Annotated in this window: 8 protein-coding genes and 1 pseudogene; 8 read left to right on the top strand and 1 reads right to left on the bottom strand. The window is 74.6% G+C overall.

Annotated features, from left to right (window positions below; translation table 11 throughout):
• Nucleotides 1–22: 22 nt before the first annotated feature.
• Nucleotides 23–1,027, top strand: coding sequence for a 5'-3' exonuclease (locus VER05_RS08960; protein WP_324845018.1), 1,005 nt, complete (start codon nt 23–25; stop codon nt 1,025–1,027).
• A gap of 383 nt (nt 1,028–1,410) precedes the next feature.
• Here the strand turns inward: VER05_RS08960 and VER05_RS08955 are convergent, their stop codons facing one another.
• Nucleotides 1,411–5,439 (bottom strand): S8 family serine peptidase, encoded by a 4,029-nt coding sequence (locus VER05_RS08955; protein ID WP_324845017.1) that lies wholly within the window; start codon nt 5,437–5,439, stop codon nt 1,411–1,413.
• Between the two features lie 743 nt (nt 5,440–6,182).
• Between VER05_RS08955 and VER05_RS08950 the strand changes: the two genes are divergently transcribed.
• From VER05_RS08950 to VER05_RS08920, 7 genes and pseudogenes are all read left to right on the top strand, one after another.
• A complete protein-coding gene (locus tag VER05_RS08950; RefSeq protein ID WP_324845016.1) occupies nt 6,183–7,826 on the top strand; it encodes a M15 family metallopeptidase in 1,644 nt (547 codons plus the stop codon).
• Nucleotides 7,827–7,949: 123 nt separating this feature from the next.
• The gene (locus VER05_RS08945) at nt 7,950–8,390 is read left to right on the top strand and encodes an OsmC family protein (protein WP_324845015.1); all 441 of its coding nucleotides are present in this window, start codon (nt 7,950–7,952) and stop codon (nt 8,388–8,390) included.
• Between the two features lie 139 nt (nt 8,391–8,529).
• The gene (locus VER05_RS08940) at nt 8,530–11,484 is read left to right on the top strand and encodes an FAD-binding and (Fe-S)-binding domain-containing protein (protein WP_414647593.1); all 2,955 of its coding nucleotides are present in this window, start codon (nt 8,530–8,532) and stop codon (nt 11,482–11,484) included.
• Between the two features lie 346 nt (nt 11,485–11,830).
• On the top strand, nt 11,831–12,361 hold the full coding sequence (gene rplJ / locus VER05_RS08935; protein WP_154728239.1) for a 50S ribosomal protein L10: 531 nt from the start codon (nt 11,831–11,833) through the stop codon (nt 12,359–12,361).
• Between the two features lie 81 nt (nt 12,362–12,442).
• Nucleotides 12,443–12,835, top strand: a complete 393-nt coding sequence (rplL, locus tag VER05_RS08930) for a 50S ribosomal protein L7/L12 (RefSeq protein ID WP_166939832.1) — start codon at nt 12,443–12,445, stop codon at nt 12,833–12,835.
• Between the two features lie 426 nt (nt 12,836–13,261).
• Nucleotides 13,262–16,768 (top strand): DNA-directed RNA polymerase subunit beta, encoded by a 3,507-nt coding sequence (gene rpoB / locus VER05_RS08925; RefSeq protein WP_324845014.1) that lies wholly within the window; start codon nt 13,262–13,264, stop codon nt 16,766–16,768.
• A gap of 121 nt (nt 16,769–16,889) precedes the next feature.
• Nucleotides 16,890–18,163, top strand: a pseudogene (locus tag VER05_RS08920) (DNA-directed RNA polymerase subunit beta'); the annotation flags it as partial.

Raw genomic sequence — 18,163 nt, 5'->3', positions numbered from 1 at the left:
CCCCGCCTGCCACACTCGGGGCATGGCCGACCGTCACGCGCTGATGCTGCTCGACTCCGCGTCCCTGTACTTCCGGGCGTTCTACGGGGTGCCGGACTCGGTGAAGGCCCCGGACGGCAGCCCCGTGAACGCGGTGCGCGGCCTGCTGGACATGATCGCCCGGCTGGTCACCGACCACCGGCCCGACCGGCTCGTCGCGTGCTGGGACGAGGACTGGCGCCCGGCGTTCCGGGTCGCGGCCATCCCGTCGTACAAGGCGCACCGGGCGGTCGGCGGGGCCGAGGCCGCGGCGGCCGCGTCGTCGGACGGCGTGGCGGTCGCGGAGGAGGTGCCGGACGCCCTCGCGCCGCAGGTCCCGGTGATCGCCGAGGTGCTGGCCGCGCTGGGCATCGCGCGCGCCGGCGCCGCGGGCTACGAGGCGGACGACGTCATCGGCACGCTCACCGCGCGCGAGGTCGCGCGGCCGGCGGGGGAGCGGTCGCCGGTGCTCGTCGTCACCGGCGACCGGGACCTGTTCCAGCTGGTCGACGACGAGGTGCCCGTGCGGGTGCTCTACACGATCCGCGGGATCAAGGACATCGAGGTCGTCGACGCCGCGCGGCTGCGCGAGAAGTACGCCGTGGCGTCGGGCAGCGCGTACGCCGACATGGCGGTGCTGCGCGGTGACCCGAGCGACGGGCTGCCCGGCGTGGCCGGCATCGGGGAGAAGACCGCCGCGGCGATGCTCGCGAAGTACGACGACCTGCCGGGCCTGCTCGCCGCGCGCGACGCCGGCGACCGCGGGCTCACGGCGACGCAGCGCAAGCGGCTGGTCGACGCCGACGACTACCTCGCGGTCGCGCCCGGGGTGGTGCGGGTGGCCGGGGACGCGCCGGTGCGGCTGGCGGACGGCCGGGAACCGGCGGGCCCGGACGCGTTCGCGCTGCCGCGGGAGCCGGTCGACGGCGCGGCCCTGGTCGACCTCACGGCCCGCTGGGGGCTGGAGTCGAGCGTCCGCCGGGTCCTGACGGCGCTCGCCAACCGCTGACGCGCGGCGGCGTGCTCCGGCCGCGCGCCGCCGCCCGGCCCGCGCCTCGAGCGCACATCGAACGGGTCGAGTGCCTATCCGCCGGATAGGCACTCGACCCGTTCCCTAGGCACTCGGCACGGCGCGGCGCCCGCCCGTGACCGCGCACCGGACGCGCGAGAGGGGGGTCACCGCCCCCCGGTGACCCCCCCTGCGGTGCGGCCGGTCCTGGATCACCCCGGCCCGTCCGCACCGCCCTCCCGCGCCGGGCGGCGGCGCCCCAGGGAGCGGACGACCCCCGCGTCCACGCCACCGCCGCGCGCCCCGCGCGCCGACCCGCCGCGCCCGTGCCGTCCCGTGCCCCGGATGAGGGGGCACCGCGGCCCGCGCGCGGCGGGCGCGTCTCAGCGCACCTGCAGCACCCCGATCGTGAGCGTCGGGGTGTAGCCGCCGTCGCCGGTGTACAGCGCCGTGACCGTGGTGGTCCGGCTGACCGCCGGCAGGGTCACCGTCGCCGACCCGTCGGTCAGCGCGACGGTCGCGACGGGCCGGATGCCCGCCAGGACCGTCACCCTGCCGCCGGCGACCGGCGCGCCCTCGGGGCCCGCGACCGTGACGGTGACCGCGGGCGTGGCGCCGCGGGACACCGTCCAGGACGGGGTGTCGAGGGAGATCGACGGGATCGTCGCCAGCACCCGGTAGGAGCGCTGGGTCTGCGAGCCGTCGACGTCCGCCCCGCCCGTGTACACCGCGGTGAGGGTGTGCGACCCGGACTTCAGGTCGCGGGGCAGGGCGATCGTGGCGGTCGCCTGGTTCCCGTCGCCGGGCGTGAGCTCGCCGGTCGCGAGGACGGTGCCGCGCTCGCGGATCTCGACCGTGCCGGCCGGGACGGCGTCCTGGCCGGTGACGGTCACCGTCGCGCTGACCTCGGAGCCGTACCGGCCCGAGCTCTGCGAGAGCGTGACCTTCGTGGTGGAGCCGGCCTTCTGCACGTCGACCTGGACCGGTGCCGACTCCGACGCCGCGAACGCCGCGGTGTCCGGCGTGAACACCGCCGTCAGCGCGTGCGGCCCGCCGCCGAGCCGGACGGTCGCGGTGGCCGTGCCGCCCGAGACGGCGGCGGTCGCGACCTCGGTGCCGTCCGCGCGGAAGGACACCGTGCCGGTCGCCTCGGCCGGGGCCACGGTGGCGGTGAGCGTCAGGTCCTTGCCCACCTTCGCGGGGCCGGTGACCTTCAGCGTGGTGGTCGTCGCCACGGCCTCCGGCACCGCGACGTCGAGCACCTGGGCGCGGGTCGTCGGGTCGGCGTTGTGGCTGTGCAGGACCAGCAGCTGGTCCGCGGGGGCGGCCGTGGTGGCCGACCGGTGCACCGTGAGCCCGGTGGCGTCGGACGCCGCGAACCACAGCGCGTCGGTCACGCCGCCGTCGAACCAGTACGGCGGGTCGAACGGGTCGACGGTGAACGGCTCGGCCGCGTCGACCCGGCCGCTCGGGTCGGCCGCGTAGTCGGAGGTGGTCCACACGGTGACGGCCGGGGTGGCGCCGGGCTCGAGGCCGAGCGCGCCGATCCCGACCGGCGCGACCAGCACCGAGTTGTCGAACACCGTGGTGTCCACGTCGCCGAACGCGCCGTTCACGCCCTGGACGTCGAGCACCTCGCCGGTGTCGTAGTCGAAGGTCGCGGCGACGGTGACGTCGGCGGCGTCGCTGAGCTTCTGCACGACCGTCTGGGCCTCGGGGGTGCCGTCGTGGTCGACGTCCCAGTCGACGACCGGGAGCACGGCCTGGCCGAGCGTGGCCCAGTCGCCGTCGACCGCGATGCCGACGCCGAGGTAGCCGTCGGCCGGGTCGCCGCCCGCCGCCGCCTGCTGCGGCGCGGTGGAGGTCCAGCCGACCCAGCGCAGGTCGCCCGACGCCACCGCGGAGTCCGAGGTGACGAAGCCGGGCACGTCCTCGAGCTTCGGGCTGGTGGCCCCGAGGGTGAGCGGCGCGACCAGCGAGGTCCAGCCGCCGGAGTCGACGCCCCGGCCCGAGAGGGTCAGCGCGGCGGTGCCGGCGCCGGCGTCCGCGAACGACACCGGGTCGGCCGTGAGCTCGGAGACCAGCCGCGGGGCGGCCTGCACCGGCACCCGGAGCTCGGCGTCGCCCGAGGTGAGCACGAGGCGGCCGGACAGCGACGCCACGTACTCGCGCGGCACGCCGCCCTGGGTGGTCGCCTGCGTCGGGTCGATCTCCCGCTCGAGCGTCGCCGGGTCGGCGGTCAGCGTCAGCGTGACCAGCCCCTGCTGGCCGGCCGGGACCGTCAGCGTCGCGGGCGACGTGGTGATCGTCGCGCCGCCGGTGGTGGTGGCCGCGGCGAACGCCGTGCCGTAGGTGACGGCCTCGGTGCCGGTGTTCTGCACCGTGACGGTCTTCTTCAGCGTGACGGTCTCGGCGCCCACGTCGACGACGCCGAAGGTCACGGACACCTGGTCCGGGTCCTCCGAGCCGTAGGCGAGCACGGTGTCCGCGACCGCGGCGCGCGCGTCGACCCGGCCGGAGCCGACCCGCTGCGGGCCGTACGCCGTGCCGGACTGGTTCGCGCCGGTCCACACGTCGTGCGTCGCGGTGTTCATGACCGCGGCCTTGACCTGCGCGGGCGTCCAGCCGGGCTGGGTGGCGCGGACCAGGGCCGCGATGCCGGCCACGTGCGGCGAGGACATCGAGGTGCCGGACAGCGACTGCGCCGCCGCGCCGGTGCCGGAGGCCGCCGAGAAGATCAGCGTGCCGGGCGCCGCCACGTCGGGCTTGATGATGCCGAGCGAGCCGTGCGCCCCGCGGGACGAGCCCGGGTTGAGCGCGTCGCCGATCTCGTCGGACTGCACCGACGCCGCGAGCGACGGGCCGAGGTGCGCGACGACGCCGCCGGCCTGGATCGACGGCAGCAGCGCGTCGGTCGACGAGGCGGTGAGCTGCGCGCCCGGGATCGTCGCGTTGCCGGCGATGCCCGCGGAGAACACGGTCGACTCGGTGCCGATCAGCACGCCGACCGCGCCGGCGGCCTCGGCCGCGTTCCACCGGGCGCCGGAGCCGCACGCGCGGGTGGCGTCGTCGTCGTCCCACCACAGGTAGGCGATGGTGCCGGCGAGCTGGTCGGCGTACTCCGTGAGCGGGGTGCAGCCGTCCACGCCGTCGCCGAGGTAGACGACCGGGGCGGTGACGTCCGCGGTGCCCGCGTAGGAGATGGAGTTCTGCGCGGCCCAGGTGCCCACGGCGGCCGGGTCGGGCGCCTCGGTGACCTCGACGCCGTCGTAGGTCTGCGGGCTGCCGACGGAGTTGGCGACGGTCAGGCCGGAGGCCGCGGAGCCCGGGGAGCCGCCGACGTCCGTGATGTCGGAGGAGTTGCCCGCGGACAGCACCGCCAGGGTGCCGAGGTCGGACAGCCGGTCGATCAGCAGGTTGTCCGGGTCGTCGGACGGGGTGGCGGAGGCGCCGAGCGACAGGTTGACCACGTCGAGGTGGTCGCCGAAGTCGCCGTCGCCGTCCGGGTCGGCCGCCCAGTCGAGGGCGAGACCGGTGAGGTCGGTGGACCCGCCGATGTCACCGAACACCTTGAGGGCGTAGATCCCGGCGCCGGGCGCCGAGCCCGGGCCGACCTCCCAGTCGGACAGGTCGGTCAGCGTGCCGTAGTCGCCGGTGAACGTGGTGCCGTCGGGCTGGACGCCGTAGCCGGCGGCCGTGCCGGCGACGTGCGTGCCGTGGCCCGAGTTGTCCGACGTGTAGAGGCTGTCGATCGGGTTGTCGTCCGGCGTCGGCGTCAGCGTGGCGCCGGGCAGCTCGGAGTTCGGGTCCGCGTCGTACAGCGGGCCGGCGAAGTCGTAGCCGCCCAGGTACTTGGCCGGGTCGAACAGGCCCTCGGGGACCGGCTGCGTGCCGTCCTCGCCGTACGCCTGCTGGTAGGCCTCGACGGTGCCGGGGCCGCCGAAGTCGGCGTGCGTGTAGTCCAGGCCGGTGTCGATGACGCCGATCCGGACGCCCTCGCCGGTCTGGCCGGTGTCCTGCCAGACCTGCAGCGCGCGGGTGAACGCGTCGGTGGAGGAGTTGTCCGCGGTCTTGGTCGTGACCCGGTACACCGCGACGACGTCGTCAGAGGCGGCCAGGTCCCGGACCTGCGCGGCGTCGCCGGTCACGAGCGTGCCCGCGACCAGGTTCGACAGCGTCGCGATCCGCTCGGGCACGACCGCGGCGGTGCGGGCGGCGGGGTCGGACTCGGCGGGGACGACGGCCTCGGCGACCTGCTCGACCTGCGCGGTGGCGGCCTGGACCGCGGCCGCGTCGCCGCCGTCCTCGGCGACGTCGAGGCCCGAGGGCGCGTCGAGCTGCACGAACGCGGTCACGGTGCCCTCGGCGTCGGCGAGGCCGGAGGACACCTTGCCCTCGGTCCCGGCGAGCACGTCGTCGGACGCGATCGGGTCGCCCGCGCCGGCGGCCAGGCCGGGGTCGAGCCGGAGGGGCGGCGACGCGGCGCCGGGGCCCCGCGGCGGAGGCGGCGGTGCCCCCGAGCGTGGTGGTGGCGGCCAGCGCCAGGACGGTCAACGAGGCACGGAGCGAGCGACGCGTCATGGGATTCCGTTCGTCGGGCAGGAGGCAGACGTGCACCGCGGCGTGACTGGACGTCATGCCCGACGGTGACTGCGGGCTCACGCTACAAACTTCTGGGCGATTCGTCACGGTTTCGCCACACATTGGCCGCTCAGCGCTTGCACAGCCGTCGCTAGCATGGGTGACCCGGGCCACAGCGGCGACGGCAGGGAGGCCCGCCCGCGAGCGGGCCGTCGCGGGTCGCCGGAGGCCGGGGCGTGTGACGATCTCGTGAAGATCGCCCGCCGGATCGTCACGGGATCTTCTCGGATCGGTCGCCGGGCCCTTGAAGGACCCCGAGGTCCGCTGCCTAGCCTCGTCGACCGTGAGTGAACGCATGCCCGCCGCGCGGAGCTCGTCCCGCGGCAGGCACGCAGCCCCGCGCGACGAGCGCGACCCTGCGGCACCGGCCACCGCGACGACACGCACGCCCGCCTTCCCCGGGGAGGTGGGCGCGGTCGCGCCCACCGGCCGGACCGACGCACGCCAGCCCGCCCCCGCGGAGCGCGGCGCGTCGACCGCCCCGTCCCCGATCGAAGGTGCAGCACCCCCGCCCGTGACGTCCTCCCTCCACGACACCAGCACCCCCTCCGAGCCCACCGCCCCCGCCGGCGGCACCCCCGCCGGCGCCGGCTCCCCGGCCGTCGCCGCGACCCGCCAGGCCCGCGGCCGACGTGCCGCGGGTCCCGCCGACGACGGCCCGGCCGACGCCGCGACGCCGGTCGCGGTGGTCGAGGCGCCCCGCGCCGCGGCCCCCGCCGGGCCGGAGGCCGAGCCGGCCGCGCCCGCCGAGCCGGCCGCGTCCGCCGCGCTGCCCACCCGCCGGTCGTCCGCCCCCGCGGGCCGCCGCGCCGCCGCCCCCGGCGGCCGCCGGACCGCGCCCGCGTCCGCCTCCCGTGGCTCGCACAGAGCCGAGGGCCGCGCCTCCGTGCGCACCCCGGCCCGCGGGGTCCCGCTCGCGACCGCGGCCGCCACCAGCGCCGCCGACCGCACCGCCGAGGCGCCCAACCGCGCCGAGCGCCGCCGTCGCCGGCCCCCGCGCCGCTCCGCCGCGCGCATGGCGCAGGGCGCCGTCGCGGTGGGCCTCGCCCTCGGCGTCGGCGGGTTCGCGATCGCCCCGGCCGCCGTGGGCGGCGCCTCGCTCGGCGCCGCCGGCGCGACCACGGACGCCGAGCCGGCCCCGTCGCCGAGCGCGACCGACACCGCCGAGACCCTCTCCCCGGCGGTCGTCGAGGAGCGCGGCGCGGCCGTCGTCTCCGCCGCCAGCACGGTCCAGGCCGCCGGCAACGCGAAGGCCGACGCCATCGCCGCGTCGGTCCCCGCCGACGCGACCGCCGCGCTCGACACCGCGGTCGCCGAGCTCGACACCCTGATCGCGGCGACCCAGGCGGAGCAGCCGGCGCTGAGCGCGCTGCAGCCCGCCACGGGCACCGCGCCCGCGCCGGTGCTGTCCGGCGACGCGCTCGCGGACGCGGTCGAGCAGGCCGGCGCCGCCGGGCTCGCCGACGCCGCCGCGGCCGGCGGCGCCGTGACCACCTCGGACGAGGACGCCGCCGCGGGCGACGCGGCGGCCACCGCCTCGCCGTCGGCCCTGCCCACGGACGCCGCCGCGACCGCCGACGCCACCGCCGACCCCGCCGAGGACGCCGACCCCGCCGCCGCCCGCCTCGCCGCGGCGCGCGACCGGGTCGCGACCCTGACCGCCGAGCTGCAGACCGTGACCCAGCAGACGCAGGAGGCCGCCGCGGCGGCCGCCGCCGCCGCCGAGGCCGCCCGCAAGGAGGCCCAGCGGACGTCGCTCGAGGGGTACGCCAACGGCAAGATCCCCTCCTCCGCGCTGTGCGAGCTCGACTTCGCCCCGGGCCAGGAGCTGCGCTGCGACGCGGCGGAGGCGCTGGAGCAGCTGAACGTGGCGTTCACCCAGGCGTTCGGCACCCCGCTGGCGATCACGGACTCCTACCGGTCCTACAGCCAGCAGGTCGCGTGCCGGGCGCAGAAGGGCAACCTCTGCGCGACCCCCGGCACGTCCAACCACGGCGGCGGCGTCGCGGTGGACCTCGGCGGCAACGCGTACTCGTTCGGCACCGACCAGCACGACTGGATGCTGGCGCACGCCGAGGAGTACGGCTGGACGCTGCCGGACTGGGCCCGCGCGACCGGCTCGAAGCCCGAGCCGTGGCACTGGGAGTACGTGGGCTGACGCCGGCCCGGCGCGACCCGTGCGCGCGGCCGGACGCGGGGTGCGTCGGCGGTCCGGGCGACCTACCGTGAGCAGCGCGGCGGCCGACCGGCCGCCGAGCCACCACTCGTGAGGAGCCTCGACATGCCCACTCGCACCGCACGCACCGCCTGGAACGGCACCCTCAACGAGGGCGGCGGCCAGGTGGAGCTCACCAGCTCGAAGGTCGGCACCTACGACGTGTCGTTCCCGAAGCGCGCGGCCGACGACGCCGGCGGCACCACCAGCCCCGAGGAGCTGATCGCGGCGGCGCACTCGTCCTGCTACGCGATGCAGCTGTCCGCCGTGCTCGGCGAGGCGGGCGGCACGCCCGAGTCGCTCGAGGTCACCGCGGACGTGACGCTCAGCCCGGACCCCGCCGGCGGCTTCCGGATCAGCGGGATCGCGCTGACCGTGCGCGGCGAGGTCTCCGGCCTCGACGAGGCGGGCTTCCTCGCCGCGGCGCAGAACGCCAAGGAGACCTGCCCGGTCAGCAAGGCGCTCACCGGTACCGAGATCACGCTGGACGCCGCGCTGGAGTCCTGAGGCGCCGGCGCCCCCGCCGACGCCCCCGCCGCCCGCACCCGGGCCGCGGGGGCGTCGGCGCGCCCGGGGTCCGGGTGCGGGCGTCCCGGGGCTCGGACGGCGCGCCACCCACCGCCCGGCCGGGTGGAACACTGACCGCGTGCCGACCGCCACGTCCCTCCCCCCGGGCGCCGACCCCCGCACGCCGCAGGGCCCCGACGCCGCCGAGCTCGTCCGCGCGCTGCGCGCCGCCGTCGGGGGAGCGGTGGACGACTCCGCCCGCCGCCGCGCCGAGTACTCCACCGACGCGTCGAACTACCGCGTCGTGCCGTCGGTCGTCGTGTTCCCGCGCGACGTGGACGACGCGCTCGCCGCGCTCGACGTGGCCCGCGGCCTCGGCGCCCCGGTGACGTCGCGCGGCGGCGGCACGTCCGTGGCCGGCAACGCGGTCGGCACCGGCGTCGTCCTCGACTGGTCGCGGCACGTGAACCGGGTGCTCGACGTCGACCCGGAGGCCCGCACCGCGCGCGTCGAGCCCGGCGTCGTCATGGCGATGCTCCAGAAGGCCGCCGCGCCGCACGGCCTGCGGTTCGGCCCGGACCCGTCGACCCAGGCCCGGGCCACCCTCGGCGGGATGATCGGCAACAACGCCTGCGGGCCGCGCGCCGTCGCCTACGGCCGCACCGCGGACAACGTGCTGGAGCTCGACGTCGTCGACGGGCGGGGCCGCCGGTTCACCGCGGCGCAGGGCCTCGACCCGGTCGCGGGCCTGGACGCGCTGGTCCGCGCCGAGATGGCGACCCTCCGCACCGAGCTGGGCCGGTTCGGCCGGCAGGTGTCCGGCTACTCGCTGGAGCACCTGCTGCCGGAGAACGGCGCCGACCTGGCCAAGGCGCTCGTCGGCACCGAGGGCACCGTCGTCACGCTGCTCGGCGCGACCGTGCGCCTGGTGCCGGTCGCCGCCGCGCCGGTGCTCGTCGTGCTCGGCTACCCGGACATGGCCACCGCCGCCGACGCCGTCCCGGCCCTGCTGGCGCACCGGCCGCTGGCCATCGAGGGCATGGACGCCCGGCTGGTCGACGTCGTGCGCCGGGTCAAGGGCGCCGCCGCCGTCCCGCCGCTGCCCGAGGGTGCCGGCTGGATGATGTGCGAGGTCGGCGGCGACACCCTGGACGAGGCGCTGGAGCGCGCGCACGCCCTGGCCGCCGACGCCGGCACCCGTGCGGTCGGCGTGTTCCCGCCCGGTCCCGAGGCCGCCGCGATGTGGCGCATCCGCGAGGACGGCGCGGGCCTCGGCGGCCGGACGCCGTCGGGCGAGCAGGCCTGGCCGGGGTTCGAGGACTCCGCCGTCCCGCCCGAGCGGCTCGGCGCGTACCTGCGCGAGCTCGAGGCGCTGATGGCCCGGCACGGCGTCGACGGCCTGGCGTACGGGCACTTCGGCGACGGCTGCGTGCACCTGCGGCTCGACGTCCCCATGGAGCGGTCCGGCGACCCGATGCGGGCGTTCATGACCGACGCCGCGCACCTCGTGGCGTCGCACGGCGGGTCGCTGTCCGGCGAGCACGGCGACGGGCGCGCCCGGTCCGAGCTGCTGCCGGTCATGTACTCGGAGCAGGCCATCGCGGCGTTCGAGGGCTTCAAGGCCCTGCTCGACCCCGACGACCTGCTCAACCCCGGCGTGCTGGTCCGGCCGCGGCCGCTCGACGCCGACCTGCGCCGCCCGCACGCGAAGCCGATCCCCGCGGGGCACGGCGGGTTCGCGTTCGGGCACGACCACGGCGACTTCACCACCGCCGTGCACCGGTGCGTCGGCGTCGGCAAGTGCCGCGCGGACACGTCGGCGGCGGGCGGGTTCATGTGCCCGTCGTACCTGGCGACGCGGGACGAGAAGGACTCCACCCGCGGCCGCGCGCGCGTGCTGCAGGAGATGGCCAACGGGAGCCTGGTGTCCCGCGGCTGGTCCTCGCCCGAGGTGCACGACGTCCTCGACCTCTGCCTGTCCTGCAAGGCCTGCTCCTCCGACTGCCCCGCCGGGGTCGACATGGCGCAGTACAAGGCGGAGGTGCTGCACCGCACCTACCGCGGCCGGCTGCGCCCGGTGAACCACTACGCGCTCGGCTGGCTGCCGCGGTGGACCCGGCTCGTCACCGGCGTGCCGGGGCTCGCGCGGCTGGCGAACGCGGCGCTGTCGGTCCGGCCGCTCGCGAAGGTCGTGCTGAAGCTCGGCGGCATGGACACCCGGCGGAAGATGGTGTCGTTCGCGCCGTCCCCGTTCCGCGCGCGCGTGCGCCGCGGCGAGGTCGACGCGCGCCCGGGCGCCGCACCGACGTCCCAGGGCGCCGGTGCGCTGTCCGTCACCGGCACCTCCGGCCGCCCGCCGGTGCTGCTGTGGACCGACTCGTTCAGCGACAGCCTCGCGCCGTCGGTGCCCGTCGCGGCGGTGAAGGTGCTGCGCGCCGCGGGCTACGAGGTCCTGGTCCCCGAGCACGACGCGTGCTGCGGGCTCACCTGGATCTCGACGGGCCAGCTGGACGGCGCGCGCAAGCGGCTGACCCACCTGCTCGAGGTGCTCGGGCCGTACGCGGTGAACGGGGTGCCGATCGTCGGCCTGGAGCCGTCCTGCACCGCCGTGCTGCGCTCCGACCTGCTCGACCTGCTGCCCGACGACCCGCGCGCCGTCGCGGTGGCCCGGGCCACCCGGACGCTCGCCGAGCTGCTGACCGCGCCCGCGCCGATCGGCCCGGGGGACCGGTGGCAGCTGCCCGACCTGTCCGACGTCACCGCGGTCGTGCAGCCGCACTGCCACCACCACAGCGTCATGACGTTCACCCCCGACCACGCGCTGCTCACCGACGCCGGTGCCTCGTTCTCGGAGCTCGCGGGGTGCTGCGGGCTCGCGGGCAACTTCGGCATGGAGGCGGGGCACTACGACGTGTCGGTCCAGGTGGCCGAGCGCGCGCTGCTGCCGGCGCTGCGCGCCGCGGCGCCGGGGGACGTGTTCCTGGCGGACGGCTACTCGTGCCGCACCCAGGCCGACCAGCTCGCGGACGTCCGGGGCGTGCACCTCGCGGAGCTCCTCGCGGCGCACCTGCCGGGGGCCCGCGAGCCCTCCTGATCCGCGCGAGCCCCCCGTCCGGGACCGGGGGGCTCCCGCGCGACGTGGGGGATCGCGGGGTGCCCGACCCGGTGGGGCCGGCGATTTGGGATCTCCGGCGCGCGTGCCGTACTCTGGTCGCTGCCCAAGACCGCAGGTCGTCGGCCCCCGTGCTCTCCCCGCCTCCGTGGGGTGCGCGCGAGAGCCGCCCGAAGTCCCGCTCACGCGGAGGCCCGCGCAGGTGATCGATGTTCGATGGTGATGCGTGCGAGCGCGTCGACTGCGAGCCCCGGCGCCTGCGCCGGGGCTCTTCTCGTCGCCGGGGCCGAGGACGACGCCCGGCGGCACCACCATCGGAAGGATTGCCATGGCGAGGCCGGACAAGGCAGCCGCAGTCGCCGAGCTCACGGACCAGTTCCGCGACTCGAACGCTGCCGTGCTGACCGAGTACCGCGGGCTCACCGTCGCGCAGCTCAAGCAGCTGCGACGGTCGCTGAGCGGCAACGCGAACTACGCCGTGGTGAAGAACACGCTGACCGCGATCGCGGCCAAGGAAGCCGGCATCGAGGGGATCGCCGACGAGCTCAAGGGCCCGTCCGCCATCGCCTTCGTCACCGGTGACCCGGTCGAGGCCGCCAAGGGTCTGCGTGACTTCGCCAAGGCGAACCCCGCACTGGTCATCAAGGGCGGTGTCCTCGACGGGCGCGCCCTGACCGCTGCGGACGTCACCAAGCTCGCGGACCTCGAGTCCCGCGAGGTCCTGCTGGCCAAGGCGGCCGGTGCGATGAAGGCCAAGCTGTTCCAGACGGCTTACCTCTTCACCGCGCCCGCCTCGAAGGCCGTGCGCACCGTCGAGGCGCTCCGCGTCCAGCAGGAGACCGCCGACACCGCTGCCTGAGCCGTCCCGGCTCACGCGCTCCCCACACTGCCCCGCACGGTCGACCTGACCGGCGAGGACCGAACGGAAGGAACCGCCATCATGGCGAAGCTCACCACCGACGAGCTCATCGAGCAGTTCAAGGGCCTCACCCTCATCGAGCTCTCCGAGTTCGTGAAGGCGTTCGAGGACGTCTTCGAGGTCACCGCTGCGGCCCCGGCCGCCGTGGCCGTCGCCCCCGCCGCCGGCGGTGCCGGTGGCGAGGCCGCCGCCGAGGAGGAGAAGGACGAGTTCGACGTCATCCTCGAGGCCGCCGGCGACAAGAAGATCCAGGTCATCAAGGAGGTGCGCGGCCTCACCTCGCTCGGTCTGAAGGAGGCCAAGGACCTCGTGGACGGCGCCCCGAAGCCGGTCCTGGAGAACGTCAACAAGGAGACCGCGGACAAGGCCAAGGCCGCCCTCGAGGGCGCCGGCGCCACCGTCACCCTCAAGTGACCCGCTCCGGGTCCGGCGCGCCCGCGCGCTGAGACCCGGGTCGCCTCGCACGCAGGCCCGCACCCCCTCGGGGGTGCGGGCCTGCGTCGTGCCCGGGCGCGCCGGAGCGGCGCCGAGCCGCGCCGGAGCGCGGCGCGGAATGCGCGCGGGGGAGCGGGCGTTGGGGACGTCCGGAGGCACGACGGCGTGCTCCGGTCCGGCCGGCCCGGGCCCGCGACCAGGTGTGGCGCACGCCCCATACCACGGCGTGTGGACATGGCGCCAGGTCTGTACTACGCTAGCGCTTTGCGCTGGCCTGTGCCCGCGACCCCGTATAACCCGCGCCCGACGGCATCGTAGTACGCGATGCCCGCAGGGCCTGTGGCCGGGGGGTCGCGAACCGCCGGGCCCGTCGCAGGGAACTCGATCTGCTGGGAAGGACCCCTCTTGGCTGCCTCGCGCACCTCCTCCGCAACGTCCGAAGCCATCGCGAACCGCACCATCTCCCGCCGCGTCTCGTTCGCCCGGATCGACGAGCCCCTCGAGGTCCCGGACCTCCTCGGGCTCCAGACGGAGAGCTTCGACTGGCTGCTCGGCAACGAGAAGTGGCAGGCCCGCGTCGCCGCCGCCCTCGAGAACGGCCGGCAGGACGTCCCGGAGACCGCTGGACTGGAGGAGATCTTCGAGGAGATCTCCCCCATCGAGGACTTCGGCGGCACCATGTCGCTGTCGTTCCGCGAGCACCGTTTCGAGCCGCCGAAGTACACGGCCGACGAGTGCAAGGAGAAGGACTTCACCTACGCGGCGCCGCTGTTCGTCACCGCGGAGTTCGTGAACTACACCACCGGTGAGATCAAGAGCCAGACGGTCTTCATGGGCGACTTCCCGCTCATGAGCGAGCGCGGCACCTTCATCATCAACGGCACCGAGCGCGTCGTCGTCTCGCAGCTCGTCCGCTCCCCGGGCGTGTACTTCGAGCGCGCCGCCGACAAGACGTCCGACAAGGACATCTTCTCGGTCAAGATGATCCCGAGCCGCGGCGCCTGGCTGGAGTTCGAGATCGACAAGCGCGACAACGTCGGCGTCCGCGTCGACCGCAAGCGCAAGCAGAACGCCACCGTGCTGCTCAAGGCGCTCGGCATGACCGAGTCGGAGATCCGCGAGGAGTTCGCGCAGTTCCCGGCCGTCATCGACACCCTGGAGAAGGACCACGTCCAGACCCAGGACGAGGCGCTGCTCGACCTGTACCGCAAGATCCGCCCGGGCGAGCCGCCGACCGTCGAGGCCGGCCGCGCGCTGATCGAGAACTTCTACTTCAACCCGAAGCGCTACGACCTCGCGAAGGTCGGCCGCTACAAGCTGAACAAGAAGCTCGGCATCGACGTCCCGCTCGCGGACTCCGTGCTGTCGCGCGACGACATCGTCGCGGCGATCAAGTACATGGCCGCGCTGCACGCCGACGTCGCGACCCTGCCGGGCACGCGCAACGGCGAGGCGATCGAGGTCCGCGTCGAGACCGACGACATCGACCACTTCGGCAACCGCCGCATCCGCGCCGTGGGCGAGCTCATCCAGAACCAGGTCCGCACCGGCCTGTCCCGGATGGAGCGCGTCGTGCGCGAGCGCATGACGACGCAGGACGTCGAGGCGATCACGCCGCAGACCCTGATCAACATCCGCCCCGTCGTGGCCTCCATCAAGGAGTTCTTCGGGACGTCGCAGCTGTCGCAGTTCATGGACCAGAACAACCCGCTCGCCGGCCTGACGCACAAGCGTCGCCTGTCCGCGCTGGGCCCGGGTGGCCTGTCCCGCGACCGCGCCGGCATGGAGGTCCGTGACGTCCACCCGTCGCACTACGGCCGCATGTGCCCGATCGAGACCCCCGAGGGCCCGAACATCGGCCTCATCGGCTCGCTCGCGACGTTCGGGCGGATCAACCCGTTCGGCTTCGTCGAGACCCCGTACCGCAAGGTCGAGTTCGGCGTCGTGACGGACGAGGTGCACTACCTCACCGCCGACGACGAGGACCGCTACGTCATCGCCCAGGCCAACGCGGCCGTCGACGCGAACGGCAAGTTCGCCGACGACACCGTCCTGGTCCGCGTCAAGGGCGGCGACACCGAGGACGTCCCGGCCGAGACGGTCGACTACATGGACGTCTCGCCGCGCCAGATGGTGTCGGTCGCGACGGCCCTGATCCCGTTCCTCGAGCACGACGACGCCAACCGCGCGCTCATGGGCGCGAACATGCAGCGCCAGGCCGTGCCGCTGGTCCGCTCCGAGGCGCCGCTGGTCGGCACCGGCATGGAGTGGCGCGCGGCGGTCGACGCCGGCGACGTCATCGTGGCCTCCAAGCCCGGTGTGGTCACCGAGGTGTCGGCGGACCTGATCACCGTCGCCAACGACGACGCGACGACGAGCACCTACCGCGTGGCGAAGTTCCGCCGCTCGAACCAGGGCACGTCCTACAACCAGCGCGTGCTGGTCGACCAGGGCGCCCGCGTCGAGGTCGGCTCCGTGCTGGCCGACGGCCCGGCGACGGACGAGGGCGAGCTGTCCCTCGGCCGCAACCTGCTGGTCGCGTTCATGTCGTGGGAGGGCCACAACTACGAGGACGCGATCATCCTGTCGCAGCGCCTCGTGCAGGACGACGTCCTGTCCTCGATCCACATCGAGGAGCACGAGGTCGACGCCCGCGACACCAAGCTCGGCCCCGAGGAGATCACGCGGGACATCCCGAACGTCTCCGAGGACGTGCTGGCGGACCTGGACGAGCGCGGCATCATCCGCATCGGCGCCGAGGTCTCCGCGGGCGACGTGCTGGTCGGCAAGGTCACCCCGAAGGGCGAGACCGAGCTGACCCCGGAGGAGCGCCTGCTGCGCGCGATCTTCGGCGAGAAGGCCCGCGAGGTCCGCGACACGTCCCTCAAGGTGCCGCACGGCGAGTCCGGCACGGTCATCGAGGTGCGCACGTTCAACCGCGAGGACGGCGACGAGCTGCCCGCCGGCGTGAACGAGCTCGTCCGGGTGTACATCGCCCAGCGCCGCAAGATCACGGACGGCGACAAGCTCGCCGGCCGCCACGGCAACAAGGGCGTCATCTCGAAGATCCTGCCCGTCGAGGACATGCCGTTCCTCCCGGACGGCACCGCGGTGGACATCGTCCTGAACCCGATGGGTGTCCCCGGGCGCATGAACGTCGGCCAGGTGCTGGAGGTCCACCTCGGGTGGATCGCCAAGCAGGGCTGGAACGTCGAGCTGGCCGAGGGCGACCTGTCCTGGGTCGACCAGGTCCCGGACATCGCGAAGTCGTCGACGCCCGGCGTGCCGGTCGCGACGCCGGTGTTCGACGGCGTGCCGGAGGAGACCCTGACCGGTCTGCTCGGCTCGACCCTGCCGAACCGCGACGGCGAGCGCATGGTCGGCGTGGACGGCAAGGCCCGCCTGTTCGACGGCCGCTCCGGCGAGCCGTTCCCGGACCCGGTGGCCGTCGGCTACATGTACATCCTCAAGCTGCACCACCTCGTGGACGACAAGATCCACGCCCGGTACACCGGCCCGTACTCGATGATCACGCAGCAGCCGCTGGGTGGTAAGGCGCAGTTCGGCGGCCAGCGGTTCGGCGAGATGGAGGTGTGGGCCCTCGAGGCGTACGGCGCGGCCTACACGCTGCAGGAGCTCCTGACCATCAAGTCGGACGACATCCCGGGCCGCGTGAAGGTGTACGAGGCCATCGTCAAGGGCGAGAACATCCCCGACTCGGGCATCCCGGAGTCCTTCAAGGTGCTCCTCAAGGAGATGCAGTCCCTCTGCCTGAACGTGGAGGTGCTGTCCTCCGACGGCGTGTCCATCGACATGCGGGAGAACGACGACGAGGTGTACCGCGCCGCCGAGGAGCTGGGCATCGACCTCTCGCGCCGCCCGAACGCCGCGAGCACCGTCGACGAGATCTGACGCCGAGCGTCCGCCGGCCCCCTCACCGGGGCCGGCGGGCCGCCCGCACCCCTTGCAGCATCTCCATTCCGCCGGAACGAGGCGCCCCAGGCGCACCGGCATGCGAAGGAAGTAGGACCCCTTGCTCGACGTCAACGTCTTCGACGAGCTGCGCATCGGCCTGGCCACGGCCGACGACATCCGGACCTGGTCGCACGGCGAGGTCAAGAAGCCCGAGACCATCAACTACCGCACCCTGAAGCCGGAGAAGGACGGGCTCTTCTGCGAGAAGATCTTCGGCCCCACCCGGGACTGGGAGTGCTACTGCGGCAAGTACAAGCGCGTGCGCTTCAAGGGCATCATCTGCGAGCGCTGCGGCGTCGAGGTGACCCGTTCCAAGGTGCGTCGTGAGCGCATGGGCCACATCGAGCTGGCCGCGCCCGTCACGCACATCTGGTTCTTCAAGGGCGTGCCCTCGCGCCTCGGCTACCTGCTCGACCTCGCCCCGAAGGACCTCGAGAAGGTCATCTACTTCGCGGCGTACATGATCACGTGGGTCGACACCGACGGCCGCCAGGAGGACCTCCCGAACCTCCAGAACGAGATCGACCTGGAGCGCAAGGAGATCGCGGACCGCCGCGACAACGACATCAACACCCGCGCCGCCAAGCTCGAGGCCGACCTGGCCGAGCTCGAGGCCGAGGGTGCCAAGGCCGACGCGCGCCGCAAGGTCCGCGACTCGGCCGAGCGCGAGATGGCGCAGATCCGCAAGCGCGCGGACGCCGAGATCGAGCGCCTGGACACCATCTGGGACAAGTTCAAGAACCTCAAGGTCGCCGACCTCGAGGGCGACGAGCTGCTCTACCGCCAGCTGCAGGACCGCTACGGCAACTACTTCGAGGGCTCGATGGGCGCCGCGGCGATCCAGAAGCGCCTCGAGGCGTTCGACCTGGACGCCGAGGCCGAGAACCTGCGCGAGATCATCCGGACCGGCAAGGGCCAGAAGAAGACCCGCGCGCTCAAGCGCCTCAAGGTCGTCAACGCGTTCCTCACCACGACGAACTCGCCGACCGGCATGGTGCTGGATGCCGTCCCGGTCATCCCGCCGGACCTGCGCCCGATGGTGCAGCTCGACGGCGGCCGGTTCGCCACGTCCGACCTGAACGACCTGTACCGCCGCGTCATCAACCGGAACAACCGCCTCAAGCGGCTCCTGGACCTGGGCGCGCCGGAGATCATCGTCAACAACGAGAAGCGGATGCTCCAGGAGGCCGTGGACTCGCTGTTCGACAACGGCCGCCGCGGCCGCCCGGTCACGGGCCCCGGCAACCGCCCGCTCAAGTCGATCTCCGACATGCTCAAGGGCAAGCAGGGCCGGTTCCGCCAGAACCTGCTCGGCAAGCGCGTCGACTACTC

Origin of the sequence: Cellulomonas sp. (assembly GCF_035634735.1) — a bacterium.
Taxonomy (GTDB): domain Bacteria; phylum Actinomycetota; class Actinomycetes; order Actinomycetales; family Cellulomonadaceae; genus Cellulomonas.
This window is presented reverse-complemented; position numbering and strand designations above follow the sequence as displayed.